Here is a 15,361-nt window from a genome sequence, read left to right on the forward strand (position 1 = left end):
TTTCCTGCCGTGCCGCAGCGCCTCGCTGCGCCGGTGGTCCGTGCCCGTCATCCGGAGTTTCCATGTCTGTTCTGCTGCGCTCCACGCGCCTGGCCGCCTCGGTGGCCCTCGTCCTCGCCTCCCAGGCGCTGCTGGCCGCACCGGCCGCCGACCTGTCGCCGATCCTCGATCTGGACGGTCTGGTCGTCACCAGCGCCGCGCCGGTCACGCCGCTGACCTGGTCCACCGATCCAAAGCTGCCGCGCCAGCCGGTGCCGGCCAGCGACGGTGCCGACTACCTCAAGACCATCCCCGGCTTCACCGCGATCCGCAACGGCGGCAGCAACGGCGATCCGGTGCTGCGCGGCATGTTCGGATCGCGCCTGAACCTGCTGACCAACGAGGGCGCGATGCCCGGCGCCTGCCCGTCGCGGATGGACAACCCGATGTCCTACGTGTCGCCGGAAACCTACGACCGGCTGATCGTGGTCAAGGGCCCGCAGACGGTGCTGTGGGGCCCGGGCGCGTCGGCCGGCACCGTGCGTTTCGTACGCGAGCCGACGTACTTCGCCGAGCCGGGCGTCGAGCTCGATGCCAGCCTGCTGGCCGGCAGCCACGGCCGCAACGACCAGGTGCTGGACGCCACGGCTGGCAGCACGCTCGGTTACGCGCGCATCACCGCCAACCGCTCCGACGCCGACGACTACAGCGACGGCAACGGCGATCGCGTGCCCTCGGCCTGGTACAAGTGGAACGTCGACACCGCGCTGGCGTGGACGCCCGATGCCGACACCGTGCTGGAGCTGGGCATCGGCACCGGCGATGGCGAAGCGCGCTACGCCGGCCGTGGCATGGACGGATCGCGCTTCCGCCGCGACAGCCGCACCCTGCGCTTCGAGAAGCGCGAGATCGGCGGCGTCCTCGATGCGTTCACCGCCAACGTGTTCGAGAACACCGCCGACCACGTGATGGACAACTACAGCCTGCGCACGCCCAACCCGAACGGCGCCATGCCGATGCCGATGGCGTCCAACGTGGAGCGTCGCACCCGCGGCGGGCGCATCGCCGCCGACTGGGATCTGCGCACGCTGCAGCTGACCACCGGCGTCGACGGCCAGGACAGCCGGCATCGCCGCCGCAACGCCAGCGGTCGCGGCGCCTATCGCGCGCTGCCGTTCGTCACCGACGCGACCTTCTCCTCGCTCGGTGCCTTCGCCGAGGCGACCTGGACGCCGGCGACCGGCCACAGCGTGGTCGCCGGCGCGCGCGCCGACCGCGCCGAGGTCGAGGACCGCCGCGCCACCGCCGGCATGATGGGCATGCCCAATCCCACCTACGGCCAGACCCGCGAGGAGACGCTGAAGGCCGGCTTCCTGCGCTACGAGCGCGAGCTGTCCGATCCACGCCTGGGCTGGTACGTCGGTGTCGGCCGCACCGAGCGCATGCCCGACTACTGGGAGCTGTTTTCGGCCAACATGGGCCCGATGGGCGCGACCAACGCCTTCGCCGGCGTGGCCACCGAGAAGACCACCCAGCTCGATCTGGGCCTGCAGTTCCGCGGCGAGCGCGTCGATGCGTGGGTCTCGGCCTACGCCGGCCGCATCGACGACTTCATCCTGTTCACCTACCGCAGCGGCGGCATGATGGGCAGTACCTCGTCGGTGTCCAACGTCGACGCGGACGTGCACGGCGCCGAGGCCGGCATCGAACTGCGTCCGCACGCGCAGTGGACTTTCGGCGGCACCCTGGCCTGGGCCTGGGGCGAACAGCGCGGCAGCAACATGCCGCTGCCGCAGATGCCGCCGCTGGAAATGCGGCTGACGGCCGCCTGGGAGGGCGAACGCTGGAGTGCCGGCGCGCTGCTGCGTGGCGTGGCGGCGCAGGACCGCGTGGCGGCCGGGCAGGGCAACGTGACCGGTCGCGACCTCGATGCGAGCGCAGGCTTCGGCACGCTGGCGATCAACGGCGGCTACCGCTTCGACGACCACCTGCGGCTCACCGCCGGCATCGACAACCTGTTCGACCGCCAGTACAGCGAGCATCTGAACCTGGCCGGCAACGCCGACTTCGGCTATCCGGCCGATCCGGTGCGCATCGCCGAGCCGGGCCGCACCGCCTGGATCAAGCTGGCGTACTCGTACTGAAGCGTGGCGTGGCGTGCGTCGCCCCGGGTGGCGCACGCTGGTCGAACGCCGCGTCCCACGCGTTCCGTTCCGGGGGCTCGTGCCCCACCGCCGGCCAGGGATCGGCCGACTCTGCGGTGTGCGATGGCGGTCGGGGTCGAGCCCCCACCTGGTCGGCGCCGACGGCATCCGGCCGGGTCGTCCGCAGGCGCGATGCATCCGGTGCAGACCGGATGTCGCGTCGGGCCGTCGCCCGCCTGCGCTCCTGCCGCGGAGGTGCGCTCAGGCGCTGAGCGCGGGCGTGTCGCGCGCGACGTGGACGCCGAGCCGGTGGCGCTTTGCGTGCCGCTTGGCCGCCGCCGCACGCGAGGCGATCTCTTCGGCGCCGACATCCTCGCCGGGTGCGATCTCGACCACGCCGATGGTGAGCGTGGTCAGCGGAAAGGTCGCATAGCGGCCGGCGCGGTCCTCGCCCTCGAGCACGCCGCGGGCGAGATCGCCGGCATCGAACAGCCCGCGCGCGGAGGCATTGAACTCGGCCACCACCGCCTGGCAGCGGCGCTCCCAGTCCGCGCTCTGCAGCAGCACCACGAAGTCGTCGCCGCCGACGTGGCCGACGAAGTCCCAGGCCGGGTCGACGTGCTTGAGCAGGGTCGAGGCGACCAGCCGGATCATGCCGTCGCCGCGGAAATAGCCGTACTGGTCGTTGTAGGGCTTGAAGCTGTCCAGGTCGCAGTAGGCGGCGACGAACGGCTGGCCGCCATCGACCAGGCGCGCGATGTGTTCGGCGATCGGGATGTTGCCCGGCAGCATGGTCAGCGGATTGGCGTAGCGCGCCGCCTCGATCCGCATCTCGGTCACGCGCCGCACCAGCGCCTCGCCGGTGCCCACGCCGAGGTAGCGCCCGCCGGCGGTGATGATGAAGCCGTCCGACAGGTAGCGCTGGTCCTCGCCGAGCAGGATCTCGGACATCGCATCCACGCTCTGTTCGACGTCACAGACGATCGGCGCGGCATGCATCAGCTGCGTGCACGGCTTGCGTCCGAGCAGTTCGCGCGCGAACGGCACCGCCATGCGCTCGTTGAACACGCGGCGGTTGAGCAGGCCCAGCGGCTGCGCGTGGCGGTCCACCACCGGCAGCGCGTGCAGCTGGCTGTGGGTACGGAACAGCTGCTCGGCGTCGAAGTTGGTCGCCTCCTCGCTGAGCGACGGCGCATCCAGCAGCAGGTGCCGCGCACTCATCCGCCGGAACCCGGAGGGACGCTCGCTGCGTGGCCACACCGGGCGCATCGCCTGCTGCGCGTGGGTCACGCTGGCGGGCACGACCTCCACCACCTGCGGGGCCGGGCGCCCGAGCAGGTAGCCCTGCGCGAACCGGATCCCGAGGTCGCGCACGATGGCCAGGTCCTCGAGCCGTTCGATGCCCTCGGCGACCAGGTCGGCGCCGAGGCTGTCGGCGACCTGGACCAGGGCGCGCACAATCGCCAGGCGGCCGGCGCTGGCGGCGATGTCGTGGACCAGGTAGCGGTCGATCTTGACGTACTCCGGCGCCAGTTCGTGCCAGAGCCGGAAGTTGGAATGGCCGTTGCCGAAGTCGTCCAGCGCGATGCGCACGCCGGCCGCCCGCAGGTAGCCGAGCGTGTCGGCCAGGCGACCGTCGTCCTCGACGATGTCGCGCTCGGCGATCTCGATCACGAAGCGGCCCAGGTCGTAGCCGGCCGACTGCAGCGTCTCGATCAGCTGCTGCGGCCGCAGCGCCTCCTGCAGGATCGCGTGCGCGCTGAGGTTGACCAGCAGGCGCCCGCCACGCGCGAAGTCGAAGCCACCGGCCACCGTACGCGCCGCCAGGATCTCCAGTTCCGCCAGGCGGCCGCGCGCGCGCGCCGCGTCGAGCAGTTCCAGCGGCGAGCGCGCGGAACCGGTCATCCGCATCAGGCCCTCATGGGCGACCACGCGGTTGTCGTCCAGACGCACCACCGGCTGGTACACGGCGTGCAGCCCGCCGGGGGCGAATGCGGCGTCGAGCATCGCGTCTGGCGTGCGAGTGGATGACATCGGCCGGCGAGGCTACGCAGGCTTGATGACAGTGGCGCGACGTGCCATCGGGGCGATGCGGGGCGCGTGGCGTCGCTCAGTCGGCGGCGGCGGCCGGGCACGGCGCGACGCCGCGCAGCGCCTCGGCGACCAGCGGCGCCGCATTGCCACGCAGCCGTTCGGGCGGCAGCGCCTGCAGGTGCGTGTACACGCGGTCGACCAGTTCATGCGGCAGGATCCGGCCATGGCCACACCAGCCGTGTCCGGCCTGCAGGTCCGCCACCGCCGCCACGTAGGCCGCACCGCGTCCGCTGGCACCGGCACGGTCGACCGGACCGGCGGACCCGCCGGCCCAGCCATCGCCGCGCAGCGCGGCCAGCAGTTCGGTGCCGTCCAGCTGCCAGGTCCGGTCGGCGGCGATCGCGGTTGCGGCGCACGGCGCCACCACGAGCAGGAAGGTCAGGCACAGCGAGGTCGGACGTGTCATGCCGGCAGGGTAACGCCGCAGGCCGGTGCCGCGCACGGCTGCGGCGCGTGTCGGTTCACGTCGGCGTGCGCCGGCCCGTGCCGTTGCGCAGGCGGCAACCGGCGGCCACGGAACGGCAGCGCGGCGCCTGGCGGCCGATCCAGTCCGGGGTCAGCGCGGTGCCCGGCAGGTCGATCATCCGCCGCCGCTCGGCCCTGACGACGGTCTGCCGTCAGCCGCGTGGCCGGAGGCGACCGGGCGCGGCATCGGCCACCGCTCACCCATGCCGGAGCGGGCGGCATCCACGCTGCCGGACGAGGTTGTCCACACCGGGTGTGGATGAGCTCCGGGCAAGGTTGTGGATAACCGCCTGGCGGCCTTGCAGGGCGGGGCTGTCAAGCGGGATGGCGAAGAAATGACCAGCGCCGGTCGCGTGAGAGGCCGGGGCGTCGCCGCGGACCGGCGAGGTCCACGCCTGACGGACGCGCGCGCCGAGGGGCGTCATCACCCGACACACCCGTCGCGCCTGCGCCGATGAGCAGGGCGCCGAGCACCGACCTCATTGCCGATGCAGCCGCATGCGGACGGTGCATCGCCGCACAGGCCGCGCGGCGTCCGCCAACGGGGCGCAAGGCGCTCAGTCCTCGCCGATGTCCTCGTGCCACACGTGCGGGTTGGCCGCGATGTAGTCGCCCAGCAGCGCGATGCATTCGGGGTCGGCCAGGTCGACCACCTCGACGCCGTGTTCCTTCAGCCAGTCGTGGCCGCCCTGGAAGTTGACCGACTCGCCCATCACCACCGTGCCGATGCCGAACTGGCGGACCAGGCCGCTGCAGTACCAGCACGGCGACAGCGTGGTGACCATGATCGTGTCGCGGTAGGAGCGCTGGCGGCCGGCCTTGCGGAACGCGTCGGTCTCGCCATGCACCGACGGGTCGCCCTCCTGCACGCGGCGGTTGTGGCCGCGGCCGAGCAGGGTGCCGTCGCGGGCGAACAGCGCCGCGCCGATCGGGATGCCGCCCTCGGCCAGGCCGATGCGGGCCTCCTCGACGGCGACGGCGAGCATGGCGCGGTAATCGGGCGTGGCGGTCATGGTGTGGTCCTCGTGGCGTCCGGCGCGGGGTCGCGCTGCATGTCGATGTGGGGGATGCCGTCTTCCAGATACACCTCGGAGACAGGCGTGAAGCCGTGCTTTCCATACCAGGCCTGCAGGTGCGCCTGCGCGCCCAGGCGCAGCGCGTGGCCGGGCCAGGCCCGTTCCGCCTGTTCGACGCCCTGGCGCATCAGCACGTCGGCCAGGCCCTGGCCGCGGAACGCCGCGGCGATCACCACCCGGCCGATGCTCGGCGTGTCGTAGCCCATGCCCGGCGGCAGGATCCGCAGGCAGGCGGCCACGGCGCCGTCGCCGGCCAGGCCGAGCAGGTGCAGCACGCGCGGGTCGGTGTCGTGGCCGTCCAGCTCGGGATAGGGGCAGGCCTGCTCGACCACGAACACATCGGTGCGCAGCTTCAGCATCGCGTACAGCAGGATCGGATCGAACTGGTCCAGGCGCAGCGTGCGCCAGTCCAGCATGGGATGCGTGTGGCTCTTCATCGGCGCCATCTTAAGGACGCCGCGCCGATACGGCGACAGCGTGCACGCGCCGCGCCGGCGAAGGCCGCGTGGCGGTCGCGCGCGCGGCCGGCCACGAGATGCCGCATCGCGGCGGCGACGGTGCGATAATCGCGGCCATGAGCGCATCCCCCGACAAGCAAGACGGCACCACCCACTTCGGTTTCCGCGACGTCCCCACCGGCGACAAGCAGAAGCTGGTCGGGCAGGTGTTCACCTCGGTCGCACGCAACTACGACCTGATGAACGACCTGATGAGCCTGGGCATCCACAGGGTCTGGAAGCGCTACTACACCGCCACCTGCCAGGTGAAGCCGGGCGACCGCGTGCTCGACCTTGCAGGCGGCACCGGCGACATCGCCGCGCTGCTGAAGTCGCGGGTCGGCGCCGATGGCCAGATCGTGCTGGGCGACATCAACGCCGGCATGCTCTCGGTCGGCCGCGACCGTCTGACCGACCGCGGCCTGGTCGCGGGTCTGGACTACGTGCAGTGCAACGCCGAGAAGCTGCCGTTCCCCGATGCAAGCTTCGACCTGGTGACGATGGCCTTCGGCCTGCGCAACGTGACCGACAAGGACGCCGCGCTGCGCGAGATCCGGCGCGTGCTCAAGGTCGGTGGCCAGGCGCGGGTGCTGGAATTCTCCGAGGTGCGTCCGGAGTGGTTCCGCCCGGTCTACGACTTCCATTCGTTCAAGATCCTGCCGAAGCTGGGCCGCCTGTTCGCCGGCGATGCCGACAGCTACCAGTACCTGGCCGAGAGCATCCGCAAGCACCCGCCGCAGGATGCGCTGCTGGCGATGATGGAAAACGCCGGCCTGTCGCGCTGCAGCTACGTGAACCTCAGCGCCGGCATCGTCGCGGTGCACACCGGCTACGCGATCTGAATCCCGCGCCCGCCCGGCTGGCTGGCCGGGCGACGGCGGCGTCGCGTACCACGCCATCCGATGTTCCGCTCGGCGTGCATGCCGGGAGGCGGTGGCGCGCCCGCCTATCGGCGGCGGCCGCGCCGTCGTCGGTCTTCACGCCCACCCCTGCCGCGCTCATTGGCGTAGACGGCCGTGCCGGGAGCGCGGGTTACACTGCGCGCTTCCCCAGTTTCCGTCGTGCAGAACCGAGCATGCGTGTCCCCTTCCTGTTGCTGTCCCTTGCGATGATCGCCACCACCAGCGGTTGTTCCGGCGAAGACGCCACCCCTGCGGCCCCCGCCGCCAGCGATGCGCCGGCCACTGCGGCGGCCACCGCCCCGGCCGATGCCCGCCGCCACGACGAGAGCTCCTACGCCCAGCCCGAGAAGGTCCGCATCGCCGACCTGGCGCTGGACCTGAAGCTGGATTTCGACGCCAGGCAGCTGTCCGGCAGCGCCACCTACACCCTGGAGTGGGTCGATGGCAGCGCGACCGAGCTGGTCCTGGACACCCGCGACCTGGCCATCGCCAAGGTCGAGGCCGGGCGCGGCAGCGACTGGGCCGCGCTGGACTACGCGCTGGCCGACGCCGACCCGGTGTTCGGCAGCAAGCTGACCGTGCAGGTGCCCGAGCGCGACGCGAAGGTGCGGGTGACCTACACCACCTCGCCGGCCGCCTCCGGCCTGCAGTGGCTGGAGCCGGGCATGACCGAGGGCAAGCAGCTGCCCTTCATGTTCAGCCAGTCGCAGGCGATCCACGCGCGCAGCTGGGTGCCGCTGCAGGACACCCCGGGCGTGCGTTTCACCTACAGCGCGCACGTCACCAGCCGCCCGGACGTGATGGTGCTGATGAGCGCCGACAACGACCCGGCCGCGGCCCGCGACGGCGACTACACCTTCGCGATGCCGCAGGCGATCCCGTCCTACCTGCTGGCGATCGCCGCCGGCGACCTGGTGTTCAAGCCGGTCTCGCCGCGCAGCGGCGTCTGGGCCGAGCCGGCGATGGTCGACCGCGCGGTCGAGGAGTTCGCCGACACCGAGAAGATGATCGCCACCACCGAGCAGCTCTACGGTCCCTACCGCTGGGAGCGCTACGACATGCTGGTGCTGCCGCCGTCGTTCCCGTTCGGCGGCATGGAGAATCCGCGCCTGACCTTCGTCACCCCGACCGTGATCGTCGGCGACAAGTCGCTGGTCTCGCTGATCGCCCATGAGCTGGCGCACAGCTGGTCGGGCAACCTGGTGACCAATGCCAGCTGGAAGGACATCTGGCTCAACGAGGGATTCACCACCTACGTGCAGGCGCGCATCACCGAGGCCGTCTACGGCAACGAGGCCGCCGAGATGGAGCGCCAGATCGACCAGGCCGACCTGGCCGCCGAGCTCGAGGACACCGCCGACGGCGCCCAGCTGCTGGCGCTGGCGCCCCTGGGCACCCAGGACCCGGACGAGGCCCTGAGCGGCGTGCCGTACAACAAGGGCGCCTGGTTCCTGCAGTTCCTGGAGCAGCGCTTCGGCCGCGACCTGTTCGACCCGTTCCTGCGTGGCTGGTTCGACGACCATGCCTTCCAGAGCGCGACCACCGACCAGTTCGTCGCCTACCTGCGCAAGCACCTGCTGGCCAAGAACCCGAACGCGGTCAGCGACGCCGAGCTCGACGCCTGGCTCAACCAGCCCGGCATCCCGGCCACCGCGCAGAAGGCGCAGTCGCGTGGCTTCGCCATCGTCGACACCGCGCGCATCGCCTGGCGTGGCAGCGCGGTGCTGCCGAGCGCGCAGGTGACCAGCGAGTGGACCACCCAGCAGTGGGTGCACTTCATCGACGGCATGGGCGAGACCCTCAAGCCCGAGCAACTGTCGCAGCTGGACACCGCCTACCGCTTCACCGGCACCGCCAACGGCGAGATCGCGATGCGCTGGTATCCGCTGGCGATCCGCAGCGGCTACCGCCAGGCCTGGCCGGAAGCCGGTGCCTTCATCGAGCGGGTCGGCCGGCGCAAGCTGATCATGCCGATCTACACCGAGCTGGCGAAGACGCCCGAAGGCCTGGCCTTCGCCCGCGAGGCCTTCGCCAAGGCACGCCCGGGCTACCACCCGATCACGACCGGGTCGGTCGAGGCGCTGCTGGACAAGGCCGGGCAGTGACGCACGGGGCCGGCCGCGGCGCGGCCGGCCCTGCAGCAGGCGCGACGAGGAGACCGCGATGACGATCCGACGGGCGATGACGGTGTCGCTGCTGGCGCTGGCCCTGGCCGCCTGCGGCGACCGCGAGGCCGAGCGGCAGGCCCAGGCCGCGGCCGAAGCGCAGGCGCGCGAGCAGGCCGCCGCGCAGCTGCAGCGCGAGTTCGACGCCGCGGTGCAGGGCGGCAACTGGGAGCTGGCCCGCGTGCATGGCGTGGCCCTGCTGGACCAGTACCCGGGTACGCCGGCGGCCGAGACGGTCGAGCCGGCGCTGGCCGAGGTCCGGGCCAAGGCCGATGCCGCGCGCGAGCAGCGCCGGCTGGCCGCGTTGTGGAACTACGCGCGGGTCGCGGCGGGCAAGGGCGAGCAGCGCTCGGCGGCGATCTTCAGCCGCGAGCCGCTGGACACCGGCGCCGGTGCGGCGCGTCCGGTGCAGCTGGTGTTCCGCGACCATCCGGACTGGAAGCGCAGCGCCTATCTGGTGCTGGAGAACGGCGATTTCGACTGCTACGGCGGCTGCAGGCTGCAGGTGGGCTTCGGCGGGACCACCCGCGCGATGTCGGCCTGGCGCCCGCGCACCGACGAGGCCATCGCACTGTTCATCGAGGACCACAAGGGCCTGTGGAAGCGGCTGGACGGCGCCGGCACGCTGAGCATCGCGATCCCGCTGAAGGACGCCGGGACCCGCACGGTGGAGTTCGAGGTCGACGGCCTGGACCGCAGCCAGATGCCGGGCTGGGACTGACCGCGCGCCGCGACCGAGGTTCAGGGCCGTCGCTGGCGGCCGCTAGACAGGAAGCCGGCGCGGGATGACCGGCGCCGCGGCCCGGGACGGGCTCACACCAGACCATGGCGACAGGGTCGATGCTGGACAGGGGCAGGATCGAAACCAGGGCAGGACGGGGCAGGTGCGCCTGGTGGCGCGGCCTGCTGGTCCTGTGCCTGCTGCTGGCCAGCGCCACGCTGCTGGCCGCGCCGCGCACGCTGCGCTTCAGCCAGCTCGGCGTCGACGACGGCCTGCCGCAGGAGTCGGTGATCGCCGTGGCGCAGGATGCGCAGGGCTTCATGTGGTTCGGTACCCAGACCGGCCTGGCCCGGTTCGACGGCTACCGTTTCACCGTCTACCGGCACGACCGCGACGACCCCTGCAGCATCGCCGACAACTGGGTCCAGTCGCTGCTGCTGGACCGCGACGGTGCGCTGTGGGTCGGCACCCGCGCCGGTCTGGACCGCTTCGATCCGCAGCGCGGCTGCTTCGAGCCGCTCGCGCTGGACGGCCTGCCCGAGCAGAGCCGCGGCGTGCACGCGATGCTGCTCGACCCGCAGCGCCGGCTGTGGCTGAGCACGATGCACGGCCTGGTCCAGGTCGATGCGGTCGAGCGGCGGATGCTGCGCCTGTTCCGCGAAGGCGGTGCGGGCGGGCTGTCCAGCAACACCGTCGGCGCGCTGGCGATGGATCCGGCCGGCAGCCTGTGGGTGCGCACGCCGCAGGGCGTGGACCGGCTGCGCGCCGGCGAGGCGCGCTTCGTGCACATGTCGCTGGCGACCAACGACCAGCCGGTGGTGGCGATGCGCTACGACGCCGGCGCGGTCACGGTGGATGCCGCCGGCGCGCTGTGGGTCGGCACCCAGGTCGGGCTGTACCGGTCCCGGCCCGACGCCGACGGCCTGTCGCCGCTGCCGCTGCCGGCCGGGATGCCGGCCGGGGCCAGCATCACCAGCCTGCTGACCGACCGCGGCGGCACCCTGTGGGTCGCCACGCTGCAGCACGGACTGCTGCGCCTGGAGCCGGGTGCCGACGCCTTCCTGCAGTACCTGCCCGAGGTCGGCGACCGGCTCAGCATCGGCGACCGCTACGTGCTGTCGCTGTTCCAGGACAGCGGCGGCACCCTGTGGGCCGGCACCTGGGCGGCCGGGGTCAGCCGCACCGACCTGGACAGCGGCGGCTTCGAGCTCTACAGCCAGTTCGGTACCGGGCCGATGCGGCTCAGCGATTCCAGGGTGTACGGCGTCAGCAGCGGCGGCCCCGGCGTGCTCTGGCTGACCACCCGCGGCGGCGGCGTGAACCGCTTCGACATCGCGCGCGGCCAGGTGCGCAGCTACCGCCACGTGCCCGGCGATCCGGCCAGCCTGCCGGTCGATGCCACCCTGGTCTCGCTGGAGGACGGCGCCGGCGGCCTGTGGGTGGCCAGCGACCGCGAACTGGGCCGGATCGATCTGGCCAGCGGCCGCTACACGCCGCGACCGCTCAGGACTGGGGGCATCGCGCCGCTGGTCTACGCCCTGTACCGGCAGCCGGGCGATACGCGCCATCTGTGGGTCGGTACCCGCGGCGGCCTGTACCGGCTGGACCTGGTCGACGACAGCATGCGCGTGTGGCGCCACGATCCGGCCGACCCTGCCTCGCTGGGCGCCGATTTCGTGGTCGGCCTGCTGCAGGACCGGCGCGGGCGGCTGTGGCTGGCCACCGTCGATGGCGGCCTGGACCTGCTCGATCCCGACAGCGGCCACGTCACCCACCACCGCCACGACCCGGACGACCCGTCCAGCCTCAACAGCAACCGCGTCCAGGCCCTGTACGAGGCGCGCAACGGCACCCTGTGGGTCGGCACCGCGGCCGGGCTCAACCGGCTGGAGGAGACCTCCGACGGGCGCATGCGCTTCCGCAGCTTCGGCTCGCGCGACGGACTGGCGGCCGACTCGATCGGCTCGATCCAGGAAGACGCCGAGGGCCGGCTGTGGATCAGCTCCACGGCCGGTCTGTCGCGCTTCGATCCGCGCACCTGGCGGGTGCGCAACTACGGCACCAGCGACGGCCTGCCCGGCGGCAGCTACTTCGTCGGCTCCGGCCTGCGCGATGCCGACGGCACGCTGTACTTCGGCGGCCTCAACGGCCTGACCGCGGTCGGTGCCGACGGCGTGCGCGACAACCCGGTGCCGCCGCCGGTGGCGATCACCGACTTCCAGGTGTTCAACCGCTCGATCCAGGAGGGCGTGCCGTCGGGCCTGACGCTGGATGCCGCCTGGCCGATGACGCGCCGGCTGACCCTGGGCCACGACCTGTCGGTGTTCACCATCGAGTTCGCCGCGCTGCATTTCGCCGATCCGGCCCGCAACCAGTACGCGTACCGGCTGCAGGGCTTCGACCGCGACTGGGTCCGCGCCGATGCCGGACGCCGCTTCGCGACCTACACCAACCTCGACCCGGGGCGTTACCTGTTCCAGGTGCGCGCCTCCAACAAGGACGGGGTCTGGAACGAGGAGGGCACCACCCTGGAGATCGTGGTGCTGCCGCCGTGGTGGGGCACCTGGTGGTTCCGGATCGGTGCGGTGCTGCTGGCGCTGGCGGTGGTGGCCGGGCTGTACCGGCGGCGCACGCGCCAGCTGCGGCTGCAGGCGCAGCGGCTGGAGCAGCGCGTCGAGGAGCGCACCCACGAACTGGAGCTGACCCGCGCCGGCCTCGAGCAGGCCAGCCTGACCGACCCGCTCACCGGCATGCGCAACCGCCGCTTCCTGCGCCAGCAACTGGACGCCGACCTGGCCCTGACCGTGCGCGGCTACAGCCGCGCCGCCGCGCACGGCCAGCCGGCGCCGCAGGACATGGACCTGATCCTGTTCCTGGTCGACATCGACCACTTCAAGCGGGTCAACGACGAGCAGGGCCACGCCGCCGGCGACGAGATCCTGGTGCAGGTGCACGACCGCCTGCGCGCGGTGCTGCGCAGCTCGGACCACCTGGTGCGCTGGGGCGGCGAGGAGTTCCTGGTGGTGGCCCGCGGCACCCCGCGCGGCACCGCCGCGGTGGTGGCCGAGCACATCCGCCGCAGCTTCGCCGATGCCCCGTTCGCGCTCGCCGACGGCACCCGCCTGACCAAGACCTGCTCGATCGGTTTCGCCAGCCTGCCGTTCGTGCCGGCCCGGCCCGAGGCGCTGGACTGGCCGAAGGTGGTCGACGTGGCCGACATCGCGCTGTACGCGGCCAAGGCGGCCGGCCGCAACGGCTGGGTCGGGATCGAGGCGGCGGCCGATGCCGACGTGGCCGGCTGGGGCAGCGACCTGCGCAGCGTGGCGCCGGCCCTGCTGGCCTCCGGCGCGCTGGCGTTCGTCACCAGCCTGGACCGCGACCGGGTCGCGACCGCACTGGGCGGCGTCTCGCAGGGGGCGGGATGAACGTCGATCTGCTGATCGTCGCGGCGGTCACCGTGCCGGCGCTGGCGCTGCACCTGGTGCTGTACCTGCTGATCCGGCGCTGGATGGACCGCGACCTGGCGTTGTCGCTGGCCGGCGAGGACCCGGCGCGACGCGCCTGGATGCTGGAGCAGCTGGCCGCGGCCGGGCGCGAAGGCGTGCGCCGGCGCGATCTGCCAGCCTGGCTGGAGGGGGTGGCGGCCACCGCGCCCGGGATGCCGAGCGGCACGGACAGCCCCGGGCCCTGAGGCGCGCCGCCCGGGCCAGACAACGCTTCGCCACGCGGCCTGCTGCCGGCGCGCGCGGCCACCGCCAGCGGCGTGCGATGCGGCTGCAGGGGGTGAAGCCGTTCACGGATCGGGCGCGTCGTCCGTCGGCGTGCCGGGAATGTCGGGCGGGTGGCAGGCGCATCCGGCCTGCGGCTCGGGATCGGCGCTGTGCCCTGGACGTCGCTCCGCGCTGCTGGCGTGGGGGCAGCGTGCCGCGGTTCCGTCTCGCCGGACCAGGAGGCGCGCCGGGGGGAAGGCCGGGTGGCCGGCACCGGCGCCGGGTGTTCCGCATGTCGGCAGCGCCGGTCCGGTGAACCGGACCCGGGCGATCGGAGCGGCGGGGCCCGGCCGGCGGGCTCGCCTGTGCCTGAGATCGCAAGCGGCCCGGCCTGCATGCGCCGGCCGGGCCGCCGCATCGAAGCCGATACGCACGAAATGGGCTCACACGGGCCAGAACGGCCCTGCGGGCAAGGGCTGCCGCAAGCAGGGGCGGGCCATCGACCGTCAGGACGTGCCGCTGGCGATCCCGCCCAGGCGGCCACCCGGCCGCCCGAGGCGCGTTCAGCTCAGCGCGTAGCCGAACTGCTGCTTGAACTGGTCGTTGAACTCGGCGAAGTCGAAGCGCTGGTTCTGGGTGCCGGGGTGTTCGACCTTCAGCGCGCCCATCAAGTTGCCCATGCGGCCGATGGTCAGCCAGTCGTAGCCCTTCTGGATGCCGTAGATCAGGCCGGCGCGGAACGCGTCGCCGCAGCCGGTCGGGTCGACCACGCGGCGCTCGTGCGCCGGCGGGATGTCGTAGGTCTTTTCCGGCGTGTGCACCAGCGCGCCCTTCGGGCCCTGCGTGGTGATGTAGGCCTGCACGCGCGCGACGATGTCCTTCTCGCTCCAGCCGGTGCGCTCCTGCAGCAGGTTGGACTCGTAGTCGTTGACCACCACGTAGTCGGCCTGCTCGATGAAGTCGCGCAGTTCCTGGCCGTTGAACAGCGGCATGGCCTGGCCCGGGTCGAAGATGAACGGCACGCCCATCTCCTTGAACTCCTGCGCGTTCTGGATCATGCCCTCGCGCCCGTCCGGGCCGACCAGGCCCAGGCTCACGCCCGGCACGTCCTTCACGTGGTTCTCGTAGGACCGCATCATCGCGCCGGGATGGAAGGCGGTGATCTGGTTGTTGTCGTGGTCGGTGGTGATGAACGCCTGCGGCGTGAACAGCTCGTCGATCACCTTGATCCGCGACAGGTCGATGCCCAGCGACTCGAAATGCTCGCGGTACGGGCCGAAATCCTGGCCGACCGTGCCCATCGGGATCGGCGAGCCGCCCAGCAGGTGCAGGTTGTAGGCGATGTTGCCGGCGCAGCCGCCGAACTCGCGGCGCATGCGCGGCACCAGGAACGACACGTTCAGGATGTGGACCTTGTCCGGCAGGATGTGGTTCTTGAACTGGTCCGGGAACACCATGATGGTGTCGTAGGCGAGGGAACCACAGATCAGGGTCGACATCGGCGAAGCCTTGGGATGCCGGAAGAGCCGGCAGCGGACGAAGGGAACGGGGCGCTGCGGCCGGAACCGCGGCGCAAGGTTACCGGCTGCGTCCGCGGACGGCCAGCCC

Annotated in this window: 11 protein-coding genes; 6 read left to right on the plus strand and 5 right to left on the minus strand. The window is 72.2% G+C overall.

The features are described 5' to 3' along the window. The first annotated feature begins 62 nt into the window (after nucleotides 1-62). Complete coding sequence (locus IB242_RS15070) at nucleotides 63-2,123, plus strand: TonB-dependent copper receptor (RefSeq protein ID WP_192281197.1); 2,061 nt, start codon at nucleotides 63-65, stop codon at nucleotides 2,121-2,123. Nucleotides 2,124-2,384: 261 nt separating this feature from the next. Here the strand turns inward: IB242_RS15070 and IB242_RS15075 are convergent, their stop codons facing one another. From IB242_RS15075 to IB242_RS15090, 4 genes are all read right to left on the minus strand, one after another. After that, nucleotides 2,385-4,157, minus strand: a complete 1,773-nt coding sequence (locus tag IB242_RS15075; RefSeq protein ID WP_192281200.1) for an EAL domain-containing protein — start codon at nucleotides 4,155-4,157, stop codon at nucleotides 2,385-2,387. A gap of 76 nt (nucleotides 4,158-4,233) precedes the next feature. Beyond that, nucleotides 4,234-4,623, minus strand: a complete 390-nt coding sequence (locus tag IB242_RS15080) for a Rap1a/Tai family immunity protein (protein ID WP_192281203.1) — start codon at nucleotides 4,621-4,623, stop codon at nucleotides 4,234-4,236. Nucleotides 4,624-5,239: 616 nt separating this feature from the next. Beyond that, the gene (locus IB242_RS15085; protein ID WP_192281205.1) at nucleotides 5,240-5,695 is read right to left on the minus strand and encodes a nucleoside deaminase; all 456 of its coding nucleotides are present in this window, start codon (nucleotides 5,693-5,695) and stop codon (nucleotides 5,240-5,242) included. Continuing rightward, nucleotides 5,692-6,174, minus strand: a complete 483-nt coding sequence (locus IB242_RS15090; RefSeq protein ID WP_225540763.1) for a GNAT family N-acetyltransferase — start codon at nucleotides 6,172-6,174, stop codon at nucleotides 5,692-5,694. Before IB242_RS15090 ends, IB242_RS15085 begins: the two co-directional genes overlap by 4 nt. Before the next feature lie 158 nt (nucleotides 6,175-6,332). Here IB242_RS15090 and ubiE point away from each other — a divergent pair, with 158 nt between their 5' ends. The 5 genes from ubiE (at nucleotide 6,333) to IB242_RS15115 (ending at nucleotide 13,734) form a co-directional block, all read left to right on the plus strand. Then, a complete protein-coding gene (gene ubiE / locus IB242_RS15095) occupies nucleotides 6,333-7,097 on the plus strand; it encodes a bifunctional demethylmenaquinone methyltransferase/2-methoxy-6-polyprenyl-1,4-benzoquinol methylase UbiE (RefSeq protein WP_192281211.1) in 765 nt (254 codons plus the stop codon). A gap of 233 nt (nucleotides 7,098-7,330) precedes the next feature. Continuing rightward, nucleotides 7,331-9,262 (plus strand): M1 family metallopeptidase, encoded by a 1,932-nt coding sequence (locus tag IB242_RS15100; RefSeq protein ID WP_192281214.1) that lies wholly within the window; start codon nucleotides 7,331-7,333, stop codon nucleotides 9,260-9,262. 64 nt (nucleotides 9,263-9,326) lie between these two features. Continuing rightward, on the plus strand, nucleotides 9,327-10,043 hold the full coding sequence (locus IB242_RS15105; protein WP_192282132.1) for a hypothetical protein: 717 nt from the start codon (nucleotides 9,327-9,329) through the stop codon (nucleotides 10,041-10,043). Between the two features lie 119 nt (nucleotides 10,044-10,162). Continuing rightward, nucleotides 10,163-13,468, plus strand: coding sequence for a ligand-binding sensor domain-containing diguanylate cyclase (locus tag IB242_RS15110; protein WP_192281217.1), 3,306 nt, complete (start codon nucleotides 10,163-10,165; stop codon nucleotides 13,466-13,468). Further along, nucleotides 13,465-13,734: a hypothetical protein gene (locus IB242_RS15115; RefSeq protein ID WP_225540696.1), complete on the plus strand. Its 270-nt coding sequence runs from the start codon at nucleotides 13,465-13,467 to the stop codon at nucleotides 13,732-13,734. Before IB242_RS15110 ends, IB242_RS15115 begins: the two co-directional genes overlap by 4 nt. Before the next feature lie 582 nt (nucleotides 13,735-14,316). Here the strand turns inward: IB242_RS15115 and IB242_RS15120 are convergent. Further along, nucleotides 14,317-15,252 carry a carbohydrate kinase family protein gene (locus IB242_RS15120; RefSeq protein WP_192281220.1) on the minus strand — a complete coding sequence of 312 codons (936 nt, stop codon included), beginning with the start codon at nucleotides 15,250-15,252 and terminating at the stop codon, nucleotides 14,317-14,319. Nucleotides 15,253-15,361: the final 109 nt, after the last annotated feature.

Origin of the sequence: Xanthomonas sp. XNM01, assembly GCF_014851915.1 — a bacterium.
Classification (GTDB): Bacteria; Pseudomonadota; Gammaproteobacteria; order Xanthomonadales; family Xanthomonadaceae; genus Pseudoxanthomonas.